At 57.3% G+C, this 16,648-nt stretch carries 14 protein-coding genes; 3 read left to right on the top strand and 11 right to left on the bottom strand.

What is annotated here, in order from left to right; all coding sequences use genetic code 11:
* Positions 1–84 precede the first annotated feature (84 nt).
* A complete protein-coding gene (locus EKN83_RS04665) occupies positions 85–969 on the top strand; it encodes a nucleoside-specific channel-forming protein Tsx (RefSeq protein ID WP_025756198.1) in 885 nt (294 codons plus the stop codon).
* A 110-nt stretch (positions 970–1,079) separates the two neighbouring features.
* Here EKN83_RS04665 and EKN83_RS04660 read toward each other — a convergent pair whose 3' ends face one another.
* The 7 genes from EKN83_RS04660 to queA all read right to left on the bottom strand — a co-directional run bounded on the left by EKN83_RS04660 (position 1,080) and on the right by queA (position 7,748).
* Positions 1,080–1,760: a helix-turn-helix transcriptional regulator gene (locus EKN83_RS04660; RefSeq protein ID WP_025756199.1), complete on the bottom strand. Its 681-nt coding sequence runs from the start codon at positions 1,758–1,760 to the stop codon at positions 1,080–1,082.
* 14 nt (positions 1,761–1,774) lie between these two features.
* Positions 1,775–2,140 (bottom strand): VOC family protein, encoded by a 366-nt coding sequence (locus EKN83_RS04655; protein WP_094918602.1) that lies wholly within the window; start codon positions 2,138–2,140, stop codon positions 1,775–1,777.
* 142 nt (positions 2,141–2,282) lie between these two features.
* Positions 2,283–3,254 (bottom strand): protein translocase subunit SecF, encoded by a 972-nt coding sequence (gene secF, locus EKN83_RS04650; protein WP_025756201.1) that lies wholly within the window; start codon positions 3,252–3,254, stop codon positions 2,283–2,285.
* Between the two features lie 10 nt (positions 3,255–3,264).
* Positions 3,265–5,112, bottom strand: coding sequence for a protein translocase subunit SecD (gene secD / locus EKN83_RS04645; protein ID WP_071994021.1), 1,848 nt, complete (start codon positions 5,110–5,112; stop codon positions 3,265–3,267).
* Between the two features lie 27 nt (positions 5,113–5,139).
* Entirely contained in the window at positions 5,140–5,472 is a 333-nt protein-coding gene (gene yajC, locus EKN83_RS04640) for a preprotein translocase subunit YajC (RefSeq protein ID WP_000007630.1), read from the bottom strand.
* Positions 5,473–5,494: 22 nt separating this feature from the next.
* Positions 5,495–6,622 carry a tRNA guanosine(34) transglycosylase Tgt gene (gene tgt / locus EKN83_RS04635; RefSeq protein ID WP_025756203.1) on the bottom strand — a complete coding sequence of 376 codons (1,128 nt, stop codon included), beginning with the start codon at positions 6,620–6,622 and terminating at the stop codon, positions 5,495–5,497.
* 55 nt (positions 6,623–6,677) lie between these two features.
* Positions 6,678–7,748 (bottom strand): tRNA preQ1(34) S-adenosylmethionine ribosyltransferase-isomerase QueA, encoded by a 1,071-nt coding sequence (queA, locus tag EKN83_RS04630; protein ID WP_045285214.1) that lies wholly within the window; start codon positions 7,746–7,748, stop codon positions 6,678–6,680.
* A gap of 92 nt (positions 7,749–7,840) precedes the next feature.
* Between queA and acpH the strand changes: the two genes are divergently transcribed.
* Complete coding sequence (gene acpH, locus EKN83_RS04625; protein WP_025756205.1) at positions 7,841–8,422, top strand: ACP phosphodiesterase; 582 nt, start codon at positions 7,841–7,843, stop codon at positions 8,420–8,422.
* 127 nt (positions 8,423–8,549) lie between these two features.
* A complete protein-coding gene (locus EKN83_RS04620) occupies positions 8,550–9,152 on the top strand; it encodes a peroxiredoxin (RefSeq protein WP_008503347.1) in 603 nt (200 codons plus the stop codon).
* 42 nt (positions 9,153–9,194) lie between these two features.
* On the opposite strand, the gene EKN83_RS04615 is transcribed toward EKN83_RS04620, so the two are convergent.
* The 4 genes from EKN83_RS04615 to proY all read right to left on the bottom strand — a co-directional run bounded on the left by EKN83_RS04615 (position 9,195) and on the right by proY (position 16,638).
* Positions 9,195–10,580: a DUF3999 domain-containing protein gene (locus tag EKN83_RS04615; RefSeq protein WP_095441160.1), complete on the bottom strand. Its 1,386-nt coding sequence runs from the start codon at positions 10,578–10,580 to the stop codon at positions 9,195–9,197.
* Positions 10,577–13,192, bottom strand: a complete 2,616-nt coding sequence (locus tag EKN83_RS04610) for a DUF2339 domain-containing protein (protein ID WP_126800426.1) — start codon at positions 13,190–13,192, stop codon at positions 10,577–10,579. Before EKN83_RS04610 ends, EKN83_RS04615 begins: the two co-directional genes overlap by 4 nt.
* Before the next feature lie 91 nt (positions 13,193–13,283).
* Positions 13,284–15,101 (bottom strand): maltodextrin glucosidase, encoded by a 1,818-nt coding sequence (gene malZ / locus EKN83_RS04605; RefSeq protein ID WP_126800425.1) that lies wholly within the window; start codon positions 15,099–15,101, stop codon positions 13,284–13,286.
* 163 nt (positions 15,102–15,264) lie between these two features.
* Positions 15,265–16,638, bottom strand: coding sequence for a proline-specific permease ProY (gene proY / locus EKN83_RS04600; protein ID WP_045285210.1), 1,374 nt, complete (start codon positions 16,636–16,638; stop codon positions 15,265–15,267).
* Positions 16,639–16,648: the final 10 nt, after the last annotated feature.

Here is a 16,648-nt window from a genome sequence, read left to right as displayed (position 1 = left end):
GGCACCGCAGAAACACGAAATATTTAGAAACGCAATTCGCGCATTTTTCACTCCCGGAAGGGAATTTCAATCAGTGGCATGATTATGAAAAAAACATTACTCGCAGCTGGCGCCGTGCTGGCACTGTCCTCTTCTTTCACTGTTAACGCAGCGGAAAACGATAAACCACAATACCTCTCCGACTGGTGGCACCAGAGCGTTAACGTGGTCGGCAGCTACCACACCCGTTTCGGACCACAGATCCGTAACGATACCTACCTGGAATACGAAGCATTCGCCAAGAAAGACTGGTTTGATTTCTACGGTTATATGGATGCACCTGTCTTCTTCGGTGGTAACACCGACGCGAAAGGTATCTGGAACCACGGTTCCCCACTGTTCATGGAGATCGAACCGCGCTTCTCTATTGATAAGCTGACCGGTACCAGCCTGGCGTTTGGTCCGTTCAAAGAGTGGTATTTCGCAAACAACTATATTTACGACATGGGCCGTAACAAGTCCGGTCGCCAGAGCACCTGGTACATGGGTCTGGGTACGGACATCGACACCGGTCTGCCAATGAGCCTGTCTCTGAACGTGTACGCGAAATATCAGTGGCAGAACTACGGTGCCGCGAACGAAAACGAGTGGGATGGCTACCGTTTCAAAGTGAAATACTTTGTGCCAATTACTCAGCTGTGGGGCGGCAACCTGAGCTATATCGGCTTCACCAACTTTGACTGGGGTTCAGATCTGGGCGACAACGACTTCCGCGACCTGAACGGTAAGAAAGCGCGCACCAACGACTCCATCGCATCCAGCCACATCCTGGCGCTGAACTACGATCACTGGCACTACTCTGTTGTGGCACGTTACTGGCACAACGGTGGTCAGTGGAACGACGATGCCAGCCTGAACTTCGGCAACGGCGACTTCAGCGTTCGTTCTACCGGCTGGGGTGGTTACCTGGTGGTGGGTTACAACTTCTAATCGTATGATTGTTGCCGGGTGGCGGCTACGCCTTACCCGGCCTACAAAACCTGTAGGCCCGTGCAAGCGCAGCGCCGCCGGGCAAAAAAGCCAGCTCAAGGGCTGGCTTATTACTGCTTCACCTTCCGTAAAAAATCCGCCAACGACCTGTCCGCACTCTCGCTAAAGCGCCTCTCCGTTTGCGCAATATTGAGACATCTGTCGAGCCGAAAACAGCGATAGTCCTCGCGCCGTTCGCACCACGCTGCCAGCAGCCAGCGCTCGCCCCAAAAGAACAACCCCAGCGGCTGAACTTCGCGTTTAGAGAGCTGTCCGGCTTCATCACGGTAATGCAACGCCAGCACCCGCTGGGCGGAAATCGCCTGATGGATCCTGTCAAAATCGCTGCGGGAGTGGCTTTGCATGCAAAAGTCCGGGGCGTAGATCCGCGTCTGCTCCGCCTTTCGACGACTCTCCTCGGGCAGGATCGCCAGCACCTTCTCCTGAGCCGATTCCAGCTCACGCGACAGCGACTCCCCGCCCCAGGTTTTGAGCAGGCGAATCGCAACAATCAACGCCTCAGACTCCTTGTTTGTCAGCATCAACGGCGGCAGGTCAAAACCCGACATCAGCCGGTATCCGCTCCCTGCCTCGCCTTCCACCGGCACGCCGGAAAGCGACAGGTCGCGGATATCGCGGTAGACCGTGCGTTCGGACACGCCAAGGCGGTCCGCCAGATGCGCTGCCGTTGTCAGACGCCTGCCCCGCAGGATCTGCACTATCTGAAACAAACGGTCAGCGCGTCGGGTCATAGATTCGTTAACTCTCAGGCAGGTTGATGGAGGCCGACGCGATTACCTTCGCTGTCAGTAAACAACGCGATAGTGCCAATACCATGCGGCAGTTCCAGTGGGCCAAACACGCACTCGCCGCCAGCAGAGGCAACGCGATCGAGCGTGGCCGCCAGATTGTCGGTATGCAGATAGATAATAGCGCCTTCATGAGACGGTACAATGCCCTCAAATTTTGCCAGCGCCCCGCCGGTAGCCGGATCCTCATGGGGGAAAACGGCCAGTTCAGCACAGTCCATTTTCTCGCGTTTTAATGACACCTGCATCACGGGCTCATAAAAACTCATCGCGCGATCCATATCCGTGACCGGGATTTCAAACCAGTTAATCACACTTTTCATACATCCTCCTGACGGTTGTTTGGGTTCGAAAAGAGTCTACGACAGGGCTCCTGACAGCATACTGTCAGGAGTGTTTGTCAGGAGCAGATAAAAAAAATCCCGGTCAACAGACCGGGATTTCGATAACGCGCTAAACATCGGCTTACGGCAGAATCGACGGCTGATCCGCCCCTTCTTTCTCGACTTTCTGCTGGAGCAGGTGCTCGCGCTTCATGCCGAGTTTCAGCGCCAGTGCGGACGCTACGTAGATAGACGACGCCGTACCGATGGTGACACCAATCAGCATGGTCAGCGAGAAGCCTTCCAGTACCGGGCCACCGAACAGGAACAGCATCAGGATCACCATCAGGGTAGTACCGGATGTGATCAAGGTACGGTGCAGCGTCTGGGTCAACGACACGTTAAAGATTTCGTACGGCGTACCGCGACGGATCTTACGGAAGTTTTCACGGATACGGTCAGATACCACGATACTGTCGTTCAGTGAGTAACCGATAACGGACATCAGAGATGCCACAATCGTCAGGTCAATCTCAATATGGAACAGAGACAGTATCCCCATGGTGATTACCACGTCGTGCGCCAGAGCGATAACCACACCGGCCGCCAGTCGCCACTCAAAGCGGAAACCGACGTAGACCAGGATGGAAATCAGCGCCACCAGCAGCGCCATGGCCCCGGTTTGCGCCAGGTCAGCACCCACGCTTGGGCCGACGAACTCAATACGTTTGACCGCCGCATTCTGGCTGGTTGTTTCGTTAATCACGTTCACAACCTTACTGCCCAGCTCCTGGCTGCCGTTGGCATCGTGCACCGGCGGCATACGCACCATGATGTCGCGGCTGCTGCCGAAGTTCTGCAGCAGTGGCTCTTCAAAGCCCGCCTTCTGCAGAGACAGGCGCATCTCGTCCATATCGACCGGTTTTTCCAGGGAGATCTCGATGACCGTCCCCCCGGTGAAATCAAGCCCCCAGTTAAAGCCTTTCACGCCCATAATGACGATGGACAGGATCAGCAGGAAACCTGAAATGCCGAAGGCCCAGTAGTCCCAGCGCATAAAGTCCCAGACTTTACGGCCGTGGTTCAATTGTTCAACAGTATATTCCTGTGCCACAACGCACTCCTCAGATAGACAGCTTTTTGACGCGCTTGCCGCCGTACAGCAGGTTCACGATGGCACGGGTGCCGACAATAGCGGTAAACATTGACGTTGCGACACCGATACCGGTTGTAATCGCAAAGCCTTTGATCGCGCCAGTACCCACTGCATACAGGATAAGAACCTTAATCAGTGTTGTTACGTTCGCATCGAAGATGGAGCTAAACGCGCCTTTGTAACCTTCGTCAATCGCCTGCTGAACAGAGCGACCGTTGCTCAACTCTTCTTTGATACGTTCGTTAATCAGTACGTTGGCGTCGACCGCCACCGCAAGGGTCAGAACGATACCCGCAATCCCCGGCATGGTCAGCGTCGCCCCTGGCAGCAGGGACATAATGCCGATGATCAGCACCAGGTTGGCGATCAGCGCGCTGGTCGCAATCAGACCAAACTTCTTGTAGAAGAAGATCATGAAGAGGATAGAGACCACCAGACCGGCCAGACACGCTTCCAGACCCTGCTGGATGTTTTGCATCCCAAGCGTTGGACCAATGGTACGTTCTTCAACAATCTGAATTGGCGCAATCAGCGCGCCGGCACGCAGCAGCAGAGAGAGCTGACGCGCTTCGTTCGGGTTGTTAATACCGGTAATACGGAAGCTGTTACCCAGACGAGACTGGATGTTGGCGATGTTAATCACCTCTTCCTCTTTCACCAGTACCGCACGGCCGTTTGCATCTTTCTTACCGCTGTCTTTGTACTCCACGAACAGGGTCGCCATCGGCTTGCCGATGTTGTCCTTGGTGAAGTTAGACATGATGTTACCACCCGCGCTATCCAGCGAGATGTTAACCTGCGGCTGGTTGTATTCGTCCTGGCTGGAAGTGGAGTCGGTGATATGGTCACCGGTCAGGATCACGCGTTTGTACAGCACCACCGGCTGACCTTCGCGAGTCTGTTTCACTTCCGAGTCACCCGGAATACGGCCAGAAGCGGCAGCAGACTGGTCAACGTTGGTATTCACCAGACGGAATTCCAGCGTTGCGGTCGCACCCAGAATCTCTTTCGCACGCGCGGTGTCCTGAATACCCGGCAGTTCAACCACGATACGGTCAGCACCCTGACGCTGTACCAGCGGCTCAGCGACGCCCAGCTGGTTTACACGGTTACGCAGAATATTGATGTTCTGCTGAACGGCATATTCACGCGCTTCTTTCAGTCGAGCATCGGTCATCACCGCACGCAGCTGATTGCTGCCCTGAGAGGTGATCACCAGGTCACGGTGACGTTGCGTCAGGTAATCTACAGCCTGATCGCGCGCCGCGCTGTCGCGGAACGTGATGCTCATACCGTAGTTATCTTCTTTACGCACGGTGGTGTAAGCGATGCCTTTTTCACGCAGATCGCTGCGCAGGCTATCGATATTTTGTTCCTGCAGTTTGCCAAGCGCGGTATCCATATCCACTTCCATCAGGAAGTGAACGCCGCCACGCAGGTCAAGACCGAGTTTCATTGGCTCAGCGCTCAGCGCAGCCAGCCAACGCGGGGTTGCAGGAGCAAGGTTAAGCGCCACGACGTATTTATCACCCAGCACGCCCATCAGCGCTTCACGAGCGCGGAGCTGCGTGTCGGTGGTGTCGAAGCGAGCAAGAATTGCACCCTCTTCCAGAGCCACAGACTTAGCGGTAATTTTTTCTTCTTGTAACGTTTTCTGGACCTGGATCAGCGTTTGCTCACTGGCGGCGACACCGCGCGCGCCAGTGATTTGAACAGCCGGATCCTCACCATACAGGTTGGGAAGTGCGTACAGCAGGCCGACGAGAATCACGACGACCAGCATGATGTACTTCCACAAAGGATAACGGTTTAACACGGCAGTTCCCTTTGGGAAAAGTTGGGATTACAGCGCCTTCATGGTGCCTTTCGGCAGAACGGCAGCTACGAAGTCACGTTTGATGACCACTTCAGTGGTGTCGTTCAGGGCGATAGCAATGTAGCCGCTTTCAGCCACTTTCGTTACACGACCGACCAGACCACCGTTGGTCAGTACTTCATCGCCTTTCGCGATGGAGTCCATCAGCTTTTTGTGCTCTTTGGTACGCTTCTGCTGTGGGCGCAGGATCATGAAGTAGAAGATCAGACCGAACACAACCAGCATCAGAATCAGAGACATCGGGCTGCCCTGCGCCGGAGCACCTGTTGCCGCTACCGCATCAGAAATAAAAAAGCTCATTCAAATTCCCTCATTATTAATATTAATCAACGTTCAAAGGTGGAACGGTTCGACCCTGACGTTGGTAAAAATCGGTCACGAAGCTCTCTAATTTACCCTCTTCGATAGCCTTGCGTAAACCAGCCATTAAGCGCTGATAATAGCGAAGGTTATGAATGGTATTGAGACGCGCGCCCAAAATCTCATTGCAACGATCGAGATGATGCAGATACGCGCGAGAATAATGGCGACAGGTATAGCAATCGCACTCGGCGTCGAGCGGACTGGTGTCACTTTTATGCTTCGCGTTACGGATTTTCACCACGCCATCGGTAACAAACAGATGACCGTTACGCGCGTTGCGGGTTGGCATGACGCAGTCGAACATATCGATGCCGCGGCGCACGCCTTCAACCAGATCTTCTGGTTTACCCACGCCCATCAGGTAACGGGGTTTATCAGCCGGGATCTGCGGGCAGACATGTTCCAGAATGCGATGCATGTCTTCCTTCGGCTCACCGACAGCCAAACCGCCGACAGCGTAGCCATCAAAACCTATCTCTACCAGACCTTTAACAGAGATATCGCGTAAATCTTCGTAAACGCTGCCCTGGATAATGCCGAACAGCGCATTTTTGTTCTGCAGGGAGTCAAAACGGTCGCGGCTACGCTTCGCCCAGCGCAGCGACATCTCCATTGAGCGCTTCGCGTAATCCCAGTCCGCCGGGTACGGCGTACATTCGTCGAAGATCATCACGATGTCAGAGCCGAGATCGTACTGAATCTCCATCGATTTTTCAGGATCGAGGAAAATCGGATCGCCGTTGATCGGGTTACGGAAGTGAACACCCTCTTCGGTGATCTTACGGATATCACCGAGGCTGAAGACCTGGAAGCCGCCGGAGTCGGTCAGGATGGGGCCTTTCCACTGCATGAAATCATGCAGATCGCCGTGGAGCTTCATAATCTCCTGGCCCGGGCGCAGCCACAGGTGGAAAGTATTGCCGAGGATAATCTGCGCGCCAGTGGCTTCCACCTCTTCCGGCGTCATCCCTTTGACGGTGCCGTAGGTGCCCACAGGCATAAACGCGGGGGTTTCCACCACGCCGCGATCAAACACCAGGCGGCCGCGACGCGCGCGGCCATCGGTGGTATCGAGTTCAAATTTCATTTTCTTTCCTCTGTGCCAGAAAAACAGTCCAACACATTATTCCGGTGCCGCGGACTTATTCCCCGACACGCTCATTCAAAGCCAGCGGATTGTACGTGATAAACATCGCGTCCCCGTAGCTAAAAAAGCGATATTTTTGTTCTACCGCAGACTTGTAGGCATTCATTGTATGCTGATAACCCGCAAACGCGGAGACCAGCATAATCAGCGTTGATTCAGGCAGATGGAAGTTGGTCACCAGCGCGTCAATCACTTTGTACTGATAGCCCGGGTAGATAAAGATCTGCGTATCGCCAAAGAACGGCTCGATAAGACCATTTTTCGCCGCCTGCGCGGCACTCTCCAGTGAGCGCACCGAGGTCGTACCGACCGCAACGACACGGCTACCGCGCGCTTTCGCCGCCAGCACCGCATCCACCACATCCTGCGGCACTTCAGCATATTCAGAGTGCATGATGTGATCTTCGATGCTGTCCACGCGCACCGGCTGGAAGGTTCCCGCCCCGACATGCAGCGTCACAAACGCCATCTCAACCCCTTTCGCGCGCAGTTTATCCAGCAGGGGTTCATCAAAGTGCAGGCCTGCCGTCGGCGCCGCGACCGCGCCAGGCTTCTGGCTGTAGACGGTCTGGTACAGCTCGCGGTCAGCCTCTTCGTCAGGACGCTCAATGTACGGCGGCAGCGGCATGTGGCCGATGGCGTTCAGAATGTCGAGCACGGTGCGCTCGTCGTTAAACTCCACTTCGAACAGCGCGTCGTGTCGCGCGGTCATGGTCGCGTTGATGCTTTCATCATCGCCCAGCAGCAGTTCCGCGCCCGGCTTCGGCGCCTTAGACGCGCGAATATGTGCCAGAATACGTTTATCATCGAGCATACGTTCGACCAGCACTTCAATCTTGCCGCCGCTGGCTTTACGGCCAAACAGGCGCGCCGGGATCACGCGGGTATTGTTAAAGACCAGCAGATCGCCAGGGTTGAGCTTGTCGAGCAAATCGGTGAAAGTACCGTGCGTCAGCTCGCCCGTTGGCCCATCCAGTGACAGCAAACGACAGCTACTGCGCTCAGGCATGGGGTAGTGAGCAATCAGGGATTCAGGTAGTTCAAAGGAGAAATCGGCGACGCGCATGACGTATACTCGTGACTTAAAAACAGGCGGCATAGTCTAGTGCTCACACCCTTTTGCTGCAACAACTAGCCGCCCCCGGACAAATAAAACGCATGAATTTTCTCGCTCACCTGCATCTCGCTCACCTCGCTGACAGCTCCCTTTCCGGTAATTTGCTGGCCGATTTCGTGCGCGGCAACCCCGCCGAAAACTATTCCCCTGAGGTGGTCGACGGCATTTTTATGCATCGCCGCATCGACGTCCTGACGGATAACCTGCCGGAAGTGACCGAGGCCAAAGGGTGGTTTCGCCCCGAAACGCGCCGCGTCGCGCCGATCACGCTCGACGTGATGTGGGATCACTTCCTGTCGCGCCACTGGGGACAGCTGTCGCCGGAGATGCCATTGCCGGAGTTTGTACGCTACGCCCATCAGCAGGTGTCGATTATTCTGCCCGACTCCCCGCCGCGCTTTGTGAATCTCAATAACTATCTATGGTCAGAACGCTGGCTGGAGCGCTACCGCGATATGGACTTCATTCAGAATGTGTTAAACGGCATGGCGAGCCGCCGCCCGCGGCTGGATGCCCTGCGCGACTCCTGGTATGACCTGGATGAACATTACGACGCGCTGGAAACGCGTTTCTGGCAATTTTACCCGCGCATGATGGCCCAGGCGAAAAGCAAACAGCTCTGACAGAATTCACATTGATAGGTAAAAGCTGGCGGAACGATTGTCACCACCTCTTTGTCTTATCCCTGAACACTCTCTATACTGGCTCGCGTTGCGTTCCAAATAACCTTAGTATCTACAGGAGAATCATATGGTTCTGGTAACTCGTCCGGCTCCGGATTTTACAGCTGCAGCAGTTCTGGGCAACGGTGAAATCGTTGAAAACTTCAACTTCAAACAGCACACCAACGGTAAAGCGACCGTTCTGTTCTTCTGGCCAATGGACTTCACTTTCGTTTGCCCGTCTGAACTGATCGCGTTCGACAAACGTTATGAAGAATTCCAGAAGCGTGGCGTAGAAGTGGTTGGCGTCTCCTTCGACTCTGAGTTTGTACACAACGCATGGCGTAACACCCCTGTCGACAAAGGCGGCATCGGTGCGGTGAAATACGCAATGGTTGCGGACATCAAACGCGAAATCCAGCAGGCTTACGGTATCGAACATCCGGACGCTGGCGTTGCACTGCGTGGTTCTTTCCTGATCGACGCAAACGGCATCGTGCGTCACCAGGTTGTGAACGATCTGCCGCTGGGTCGTAACATCGACGAAATGCTGCGTATGGTTGACGCGCTGCAGTTCCACGAAGAGCACGGTGAAGTGTGCCCGGCTCAGTGGGAAAAAGGAAAAGAAGGTATGGCTGCTTCTCCAGACGGCGTAGCAAAATACCTGTCCGAGAACGTATCCAGCCTGTAATCGGCACGGTTTACGAGAAGGCCCGCTAATGCGGGCCTTTTTTTATGCCTTACGCTGCGTCTCTCGCCAGATGCGCCAGGCCATGCCCGCCAGCAGAACGACACCCGCAATCAGCACGCCCCAGACCAGTAGCGTGTTCATCCTGCTTTCCCGCTCGGCTGCGGACGTGGCGGTTAAACGCCCCTCGCCGCCTAATGCGACATTATCCTGAATGTCAGCCTGCGGCAGATTTGCCAGATCATAGGTTTTGCGCAGGTCGGCAGGGATCAGCATGTCGGGCTCCACGCTGGCAGGCTTTGCTGCTCCGTTGCCCCAGGCGAGCACGTACGGCGCTTTTCCCTGCGCGTTGAACACGAGGTCATAGCGGTCGCGATGCCCCGTCACGACCGGCAGGTTTTCCGGCAGACGCGCATTCAGCGTCGTGATTTTCACCGCCTGGACCAGCCCGCCGTTGAGCGAAACCGGTGCCGATGTTTTCCCCTCCAGACGGTAAAGGACCTCTTTCTTCAGGGGATGCCATGTGTCTTTTTCCGTACTCCGCCAGGCGATTTCCACGGGAAGGACACCGTCGCCATTCAGGGTGATGCTGACCGCGCTCAGGGGCTGCGGATGTGTCCAGTGCCATTGCGCTTCGCTTGCCGATAACGGTTCCGCCTCGGCCTCCAGACTCATTTCTTCAGACATGGCCTGCGCCGGTGCGCTAATTGCGTTTACGCCGGTCAGTGTCAGGCCCGGGTGTTCCGAATTCAGCACCACCAGCAGATAGCGGTTCGCATCGGGAGACAGCACCATGTCGGTATCGATCCGATCGAGCTTAAGACGATCCTGACCGCTGACGACATCCAGCAAGGGCATATCCTCACGCAGGCTAAACCAACGCTTAAGATCCTCGCTGTAATAGACCGACGCGGTTCCCTGCCACGGTGTCCGGGGCGCATTCCAGAGCAACTGAAGCTGGGACAGGGCAATCTCCCCTGCGTTCTGCTCCGGCAGCGTCAGGAGGTAATGTTGCCCTGAGGCGGCCGTGTTTTGCCCTTCCAGCACAATCTCCACGCCGTTGCGGGAACGGAGCAGGACCTTATCGCTATCCCCGGCGTCTCGCGAAGGCGCAAGCGGCGACGCGTCCAGAGGGAAGAGGCGCAGCGCCGTGGATTGCGGGGTCGCCTGCGGACGCGTGGCGGTGACCAGGCTAAAAGGCACCGGCTCGCCCGACTGATTAAAGACGCGAACATCATGCAGTTCTGGTGACGTGCTCTGTTCATAAACGGCGAGCGGGAGCATGACCCGATACCACTGGGAAGGGGCAGACGTATCGAGTGAACGACCAAAGGCATAGTCCCGTGGCGATTCCGTTTGTCCCTCGTCGCAAAGTGCCGGGCCGCAAAGCGCCAGCAGCGCGGTACACACTACCGCATTCATCCATTTCATTTTTCATCTCCTGTTTTGGGCGGCAGCGGTGAGAAATACCCCACAATCAGCACCAGTATCGCCACGCCGATAAACGCCACCGCGCGCGACAGACCGCCTCCGCCCGCGCTGTCTACCAGCATCAGTTTAACCATCACCACACCGAGCAGCACGGCGCCGCAGAGCCACTCCTGCCGGGAAGCCCGACGGGTGGCATGGATCATGACCACCAGCGCGCTCAGCATCCAGAACAGGGCAAAGCTGGTCTGGATAAGCCGCGAATCCCACAGCGATGCCATATTCCAGGCCACGTCGCCGTACCAGGCCAGGGCGCGCATCAGCGCACCGTTAAGCCACCAGAAGCCAAACGCCATCAGCGCGACGGCAGGCCACGGGCGCGCTTGCGCAAGCAATGCCGGGTAGTAGCGCTCCACCGCCCGATAAAAGACCACCAGCCCCAGCAGTGCGAACGCGGCACCTTCCTCAAGCGGATTCACCAGCGGCAGCCAGGTCTGACGATAGACCACACCGTCCTGGAAATTGGTCACGACCAGCAATACCAGCAGCGCCACGACCACAGGGATCGGTGCCAGGCAGGCATAAAGCGCAGGCCACTCCCGGAAGGGCCAAACGCGACGCCGTACCGCAGCCCGGAGCGCCATAATCAAACCGCCCCCCGCGGCCATCGCCAGTCCACTGCCCCAGGCCGCCATCCCCCACGGCAGCGACCGGGCAAACCAGTAAAGCTCCGCGGCCAGCGCCAGTAAAATCATCCAGAACAGCGACAGATGCAGCCCCATCGCGATACGCGGCAGGAGCCTTTCACCGTCGCGCCACAGCAGCATCAGCGCGGCAGGAAGCGCAACGCACCACGCCAGATTTGACCAGCCGGCGGCAAAGACCTGCTGATGCCAGAGCTGATAACCCACCATCAGCAGCATCAGCGGCCACAGCAGCCATTTGCTGGCATCCAGCTCTCGCCACGCCAGACGCGCGGCGGCCTGCCGCCAGCCCCAGACCGACACGGCCGAGAGCGCCAGCACGCCTGTCAGAACAGATAATTCCTGCTTCAGCATTAGCTGCGCCGCCCCCAGTTGCGCCACTATCCAGAACAACAGCCCGCCTGCCAGCAGCGCCCAACTGACCGGCAGCAAGAGAGTCCGCCACAGCCAGGCCGCAGCCAGCCAGCAGAGGCTGAGGATGGTGAAGATCAGCAGCAGGCTCAGCGACGTCACACCATTCGTTTGCGCCCACAGCGCGCTACCAAGAGCCAGCACCAGCAGCGCCGTCCCGCTATAGCTCATGCGCCGCTGCTGCTGTTGTACGCCCAGCCAGAGGATGCCCAGCCCCTCCAGCGCCCAGGCCATTGCCGTCCAGCGCGCCGACAGCGCCAGCGGAATGGCGAGCGTGGCAAACCCGCCGCCGATTGCCAGCGCCGCCATAACCAGCGGCCGTCCGAGAGAGGGATAGCGCCGCAGGGCGAGGAACGCGAGGGTAAGATAAAAGGCGCCATATCCGAGGGCACTCAGCGCCGGGCCGTAGGTCCAGTGCTGCGTCATGCCATACTGCATGCCAAAACCAACCAGCGGCGGGGCAAACAGCAGGACACCGTCAATAATCTGCTTGCCTTTCTCCTGCGCCCGCAGCGACAGCGCCACGCTCAGCACGCCGAATATCAACGTGTTGGCCATCAGGAACAGCTGGCAGACCCAAAAGTCTTCTGGCCTGTAGTCGTTCAGCCCCCACAGGCCGCCCACGCCGAACGTAAACAGCAGCCCGAGGAGATTGAGCTCGCGCCAGTGCTGCCAGATGCTAATCGCAAGAATGCCGATGGAAAGCAGGAGATAGAAAGAGAACAGCGCCACAAAGCTACCGCCCCCGGTAGACAAGAGCAGCGGCGCAAGATAGCCACCGAGGCTTGCCAGCATGGCCAGGCTCAGCGCCTTCTGCAGCACCGCCAGCCCGACGCTCGCCGCGCAAATCACCACCAGCAATGCAAAGGCCAGCGTCATCGGCAACATTTGCCAGAGCCGGAAAGCACCAAAGACGGTCAGATAGAGAATGCCTGTCGCGCCCCCCTGCAGGATCAGCGCATAGACGCGCTGTCTGTGCCGCAGCCGCCACCCGAGGGCCAGCAGGACAATAGCAAACAGCGCCGTCGCGGCCAGACGAAGCTCAAGCGGGAACAGGGAGTGCTCGACGGTATAGCGCAGCAGGAATGAAAGCCCAAGAAAGAGCAGCAGGATCCCCAGTTTCGCCAGCGGATTACCCTGCATGAACCAGCGCACCAGCGACGACAGCATACCGCCAAAGGCAGAAGGCTGTTTGGTCGCTGGCGCTGGGGGTGCAACGGGTACTGCCGCAACGGCGGGACTCTCCGGGCGCCAGGGGTCGACAGACGCGGGCGCGTCATCGACCACCGGTTCGGTCATGTCCGCCGGCGCAACGGCCTGTTCAGGCTCCGGTGCGTTCTCCGCCACGCCGCGCTGTTCAAGGGCCTCAATGCGCTGGCGAAGTCGGGCGATCTCCTGTTGTGCCGCCGAGCTTCGATTAAAGCCAATAACCGCAAGCACGGGCGCAACCACCAGCGCAAAAACCAGAAATAAACAGCCAAGGATGTAAAGCTCGTCCATGTTTCCACCTTCACCGTAAACGATCTGTTAAGATTGACACAACTCGTTGCATTTGCGCCATCTTAAAAGGTGAAAACCGTTCCGTCCGCGCTTAACTGCCGAACCAGACCGCCGCGGAGATCGCCGGAAGCGAAAGCACGCCGTCCTGCAACGTCGCTTTACCCTCTTTGCTCTTCCACGTTTTATCTGCCAGCAGCGGTGAATATGCCAGCACCACTTCGCAGGCCTCGCCCCGGTTAATCGCCACCAGCACGCGCTGCTGCTGATAAACCCGGACAAAGACCACCACGTTGTCGTGAGCATACACCACCTGGCAGCCGCCGTAGCGCAGGGCGAGACTCTGCTTGCGCAGCTTCGCCAGCCGCTGATACAGGCTGAACAGTACCTTGTCCTGCTGCTCTGGTGCCCACGGGAACGTTTTGCGGCAGAACGGATCGTTGTTACCGTCCAGCCCCACTTCGTCTCCGTAGTAGATGCACGGTACCCCCGGCCAGGTAAAGAGCCAGGTGACCGCCAGCGGCAGACGCGCGACATCCTTGCCGAGCAGGGATTTAAAGCGCGCGGTATCGTGGCTATCGAGCTGGTTAAACATCCGCAGCTGCTGCTGATGGGACAGACCGGCGCGATAGTTCTCCATCCACGCCATGCAGGTTTCCGCATCGATATGATTCGGATCGTAGGAGATGTCAGTGTTGGCGAGGAATCCCCACAGCGGGAAGGTAAAGCCGCGATAGTTCATCGCCGCATCTTCCGCATCGGCCTGCAGCCACTGGCGCGCGTCACCAAAGTGTTCGCCAAAGACGAACGCCTCAGGCTGGGCCGATTTCGCCGAGCGCGTGATCCCGGCGACGTGCTGAAGGTTATTCCGCGCCCCGCCCGCCTCACCGAGCATATGCACCACGTCCAGACGCCAGCCGTCCATATTCCACGGCGCCTTCAGCCAGTGACGGACGATACTGTTTTCACCGCCGTAAACTTCATCGACAAGAGAAGGCGACTGAAAATCCAGCTTCGGCAGGCTCGGGTAGCCCAGCCAGTCAAGCGCACGGCCCTCCTCGTTAAAGCTGTACCAGTCGCGCTGCGGCGAATCCGGGTTATGACATGCCCCGCCCATCGACTGATTATGACGGTCAAACCAGGCGTGAGAATCGCCGCTGTGGTTGAACACCCCGTCGAGAATAAGGCGCATGCCTTCATTTTGCGTATTCTGACGCAGGCGCAGCAGCGCCTCATCACCGCCAAACTGCGGGTCAACGTGGCGATAATCTTCGGTATCGTATTTATGTACGCTCGGGGCCTTAAACACCGGGTTGAGATACAGCGCCGTCACGCCCAGTTTTTTCAGATACGGCAGCTTCTCGCTGATGCCGTCCAGATCGCCGCCGTAAAAAGTCGAGCCGCCAGCCTGCGCGGTTAACGGTTCATCCCACGCTTTCAGAATGATGTCATGGCCCGCCGCATGGTGGTAATAGACCTTATCCTGTTCGGCGGTCCGCTTCTGGCTCCGGGCAAAACGGTCCGGGAAGATCTGGTAAAAGACCTGATCGTTAACCCACTGCGGGCCGTTATCCGGGTAATCAACGGCAAACTGTTCCAGCCGTGCAGGCGGGAAACGGCTAAATCCCTGCGGGGTAAACCACAGCTGGCGGTTATTCCACAGCAGTTTGAAGCTGTACCGACGGCGCGGCTGGCCGCTGCTCAGGTCGATATTCGCCCGCCACGCCGTGATCCCCGGCTGCGGCTGGCTGCGCTGTTTATGCATTTTCAGCGTGGTTTCTTCATTATCCACTTCGGCGCGGAGCGTCACGCGTTCAGGCTGGTTTTCCCCGGCCAGCCAGAGCGTAATCACAAGGTTGCCTTTGTTTTGCTTAACAAATGGCGCAACCGGAAGGTGCCAGGCATTTAACATCACGAATCCCCTTTGATGAAATTGACGTCACCTTGCCACAGGGTGGTTAAGGATAGCTCACCATGACGTGATTTATTGGGGGAGGAGGACGGGGGAGGAGTTTTTTTCGGGGGTAAAAGGGAGTGTAGGCCGGGTAAGCGCAGCGCCACCCGGCATTTTTACCTTACTGCGCTTCCGCCAGCTGGCGGTCGCGGCGGCACTTAAACATCCAGCCCACCAGCAGCAGCACGATCCACGCACAGCCGACGTAGAGAGAAATACGGGTATCCGGGTGGTAGCCAATCAGGCCAATGATAAACACCAGGAAGATCAGCCCGACGACGGTCGTTGCGACACCACCCGGAACTTTGAACTTCAGCGCTTTCGCCTCGTCCGGCGAGAGACGACGGCGGAACGCAATCTGCGACAGCAGGATCATGATCCACACCCAGACGGTTGCGAAGGTCGCGAGAGACGCAATCACCAGGAAAACGTTCTCCGGCATGATGTAGTTCAGGTAAACCGAGAACAGCAGCGCAACGGTCATGACCACGACCGTTACCCACGGCGTGCCGCGACGTGAGGTTTTAGCGAACACCTTCGGCGCACTGCCCTGCTCCGCCATGCCGTGGAGCATACGGCCCACGCCAAAAACGTCACTGTTGATCGCGGAAAGTGAGGCGGTCAGCACTACAAAGTTCAGAATACTGGCCGCAAACGCGATGCCCATATGCTGGAAGGTCAGCACAAACGGGCTACCGTTAGTGCCCACCTGATTCCACGGGTAGATGGACATAATGACGAACAGCGTGCCCACATAGAACACCAGAATACGCATCGGCACGGAATTGATGGCGCGTGGAATGGATTTCTCCGGATTTTTCGCTTCCCCGGCGGTGATACCGATAATCTCGATACCGCCGTAAGCGAACATCACCATCTGCAGCGACATCACCATGCCGAGCCAGCCGTTGCTGAAGAAGCCACCGTTGCTCCAGAGGTTATGGATACCGGTTGGCTGACCGCCGTTGCCAATCCCCCAGATGATGATGCCGAAACCGGCCACAATCATGATGATGATGGTGGCGACTTTGAAGAAGGAGAACCAGAACTCCAGTTCGCCAAACACCTTCACGCTCATCAGGTTAACGGCACAGATGATCAGCACCACGCTCAGGACCCAAATCCAGTGCGGCACCGCCGGGAACCAGACGCCCATATAGATGCCAAACGCCGTTACGTCGGCGATCGCCACAATCAGGATTTCGAAACAGTAGGTCCAGCCGGTGATGAACCCGGCCAGCGGGCCGAGGTTTTCCTGCGCATAGCGCGAGAATGAGCTGGCGGACGGATTGTGAACAGACATTTCACCGAGGGCGCGCATGATGATATACGCCGCCACGCCGCCGATGATATAGGCCAGCAGAACGCTGGGACCGGCCATTTTGATGGCATCTGCCGAGCCATAAAAAAGACCGGTACCGATAGCAGAGCCCAGCGCCATAAAGCGAATGTGGCGCGTGCTCAGCCCACGTTTGAGTTTGTTAGTGCTTTCCATTTAAATCTTG

The organism is Enterobacter sp. WCHEn090032, from assembly GCF_003986875.1.
Lineage (GTDB): Bacteria > Pseudomonadota > Gammaproteobacteria > Enterobacterales > Enterobacteriaceae > Enterobacter > Enterobacter sichuanensis.
Note: the sequence above shows the minus strand (reverse complement) of the source record. Positions and strands in the feature narration are given on the sequence as shown.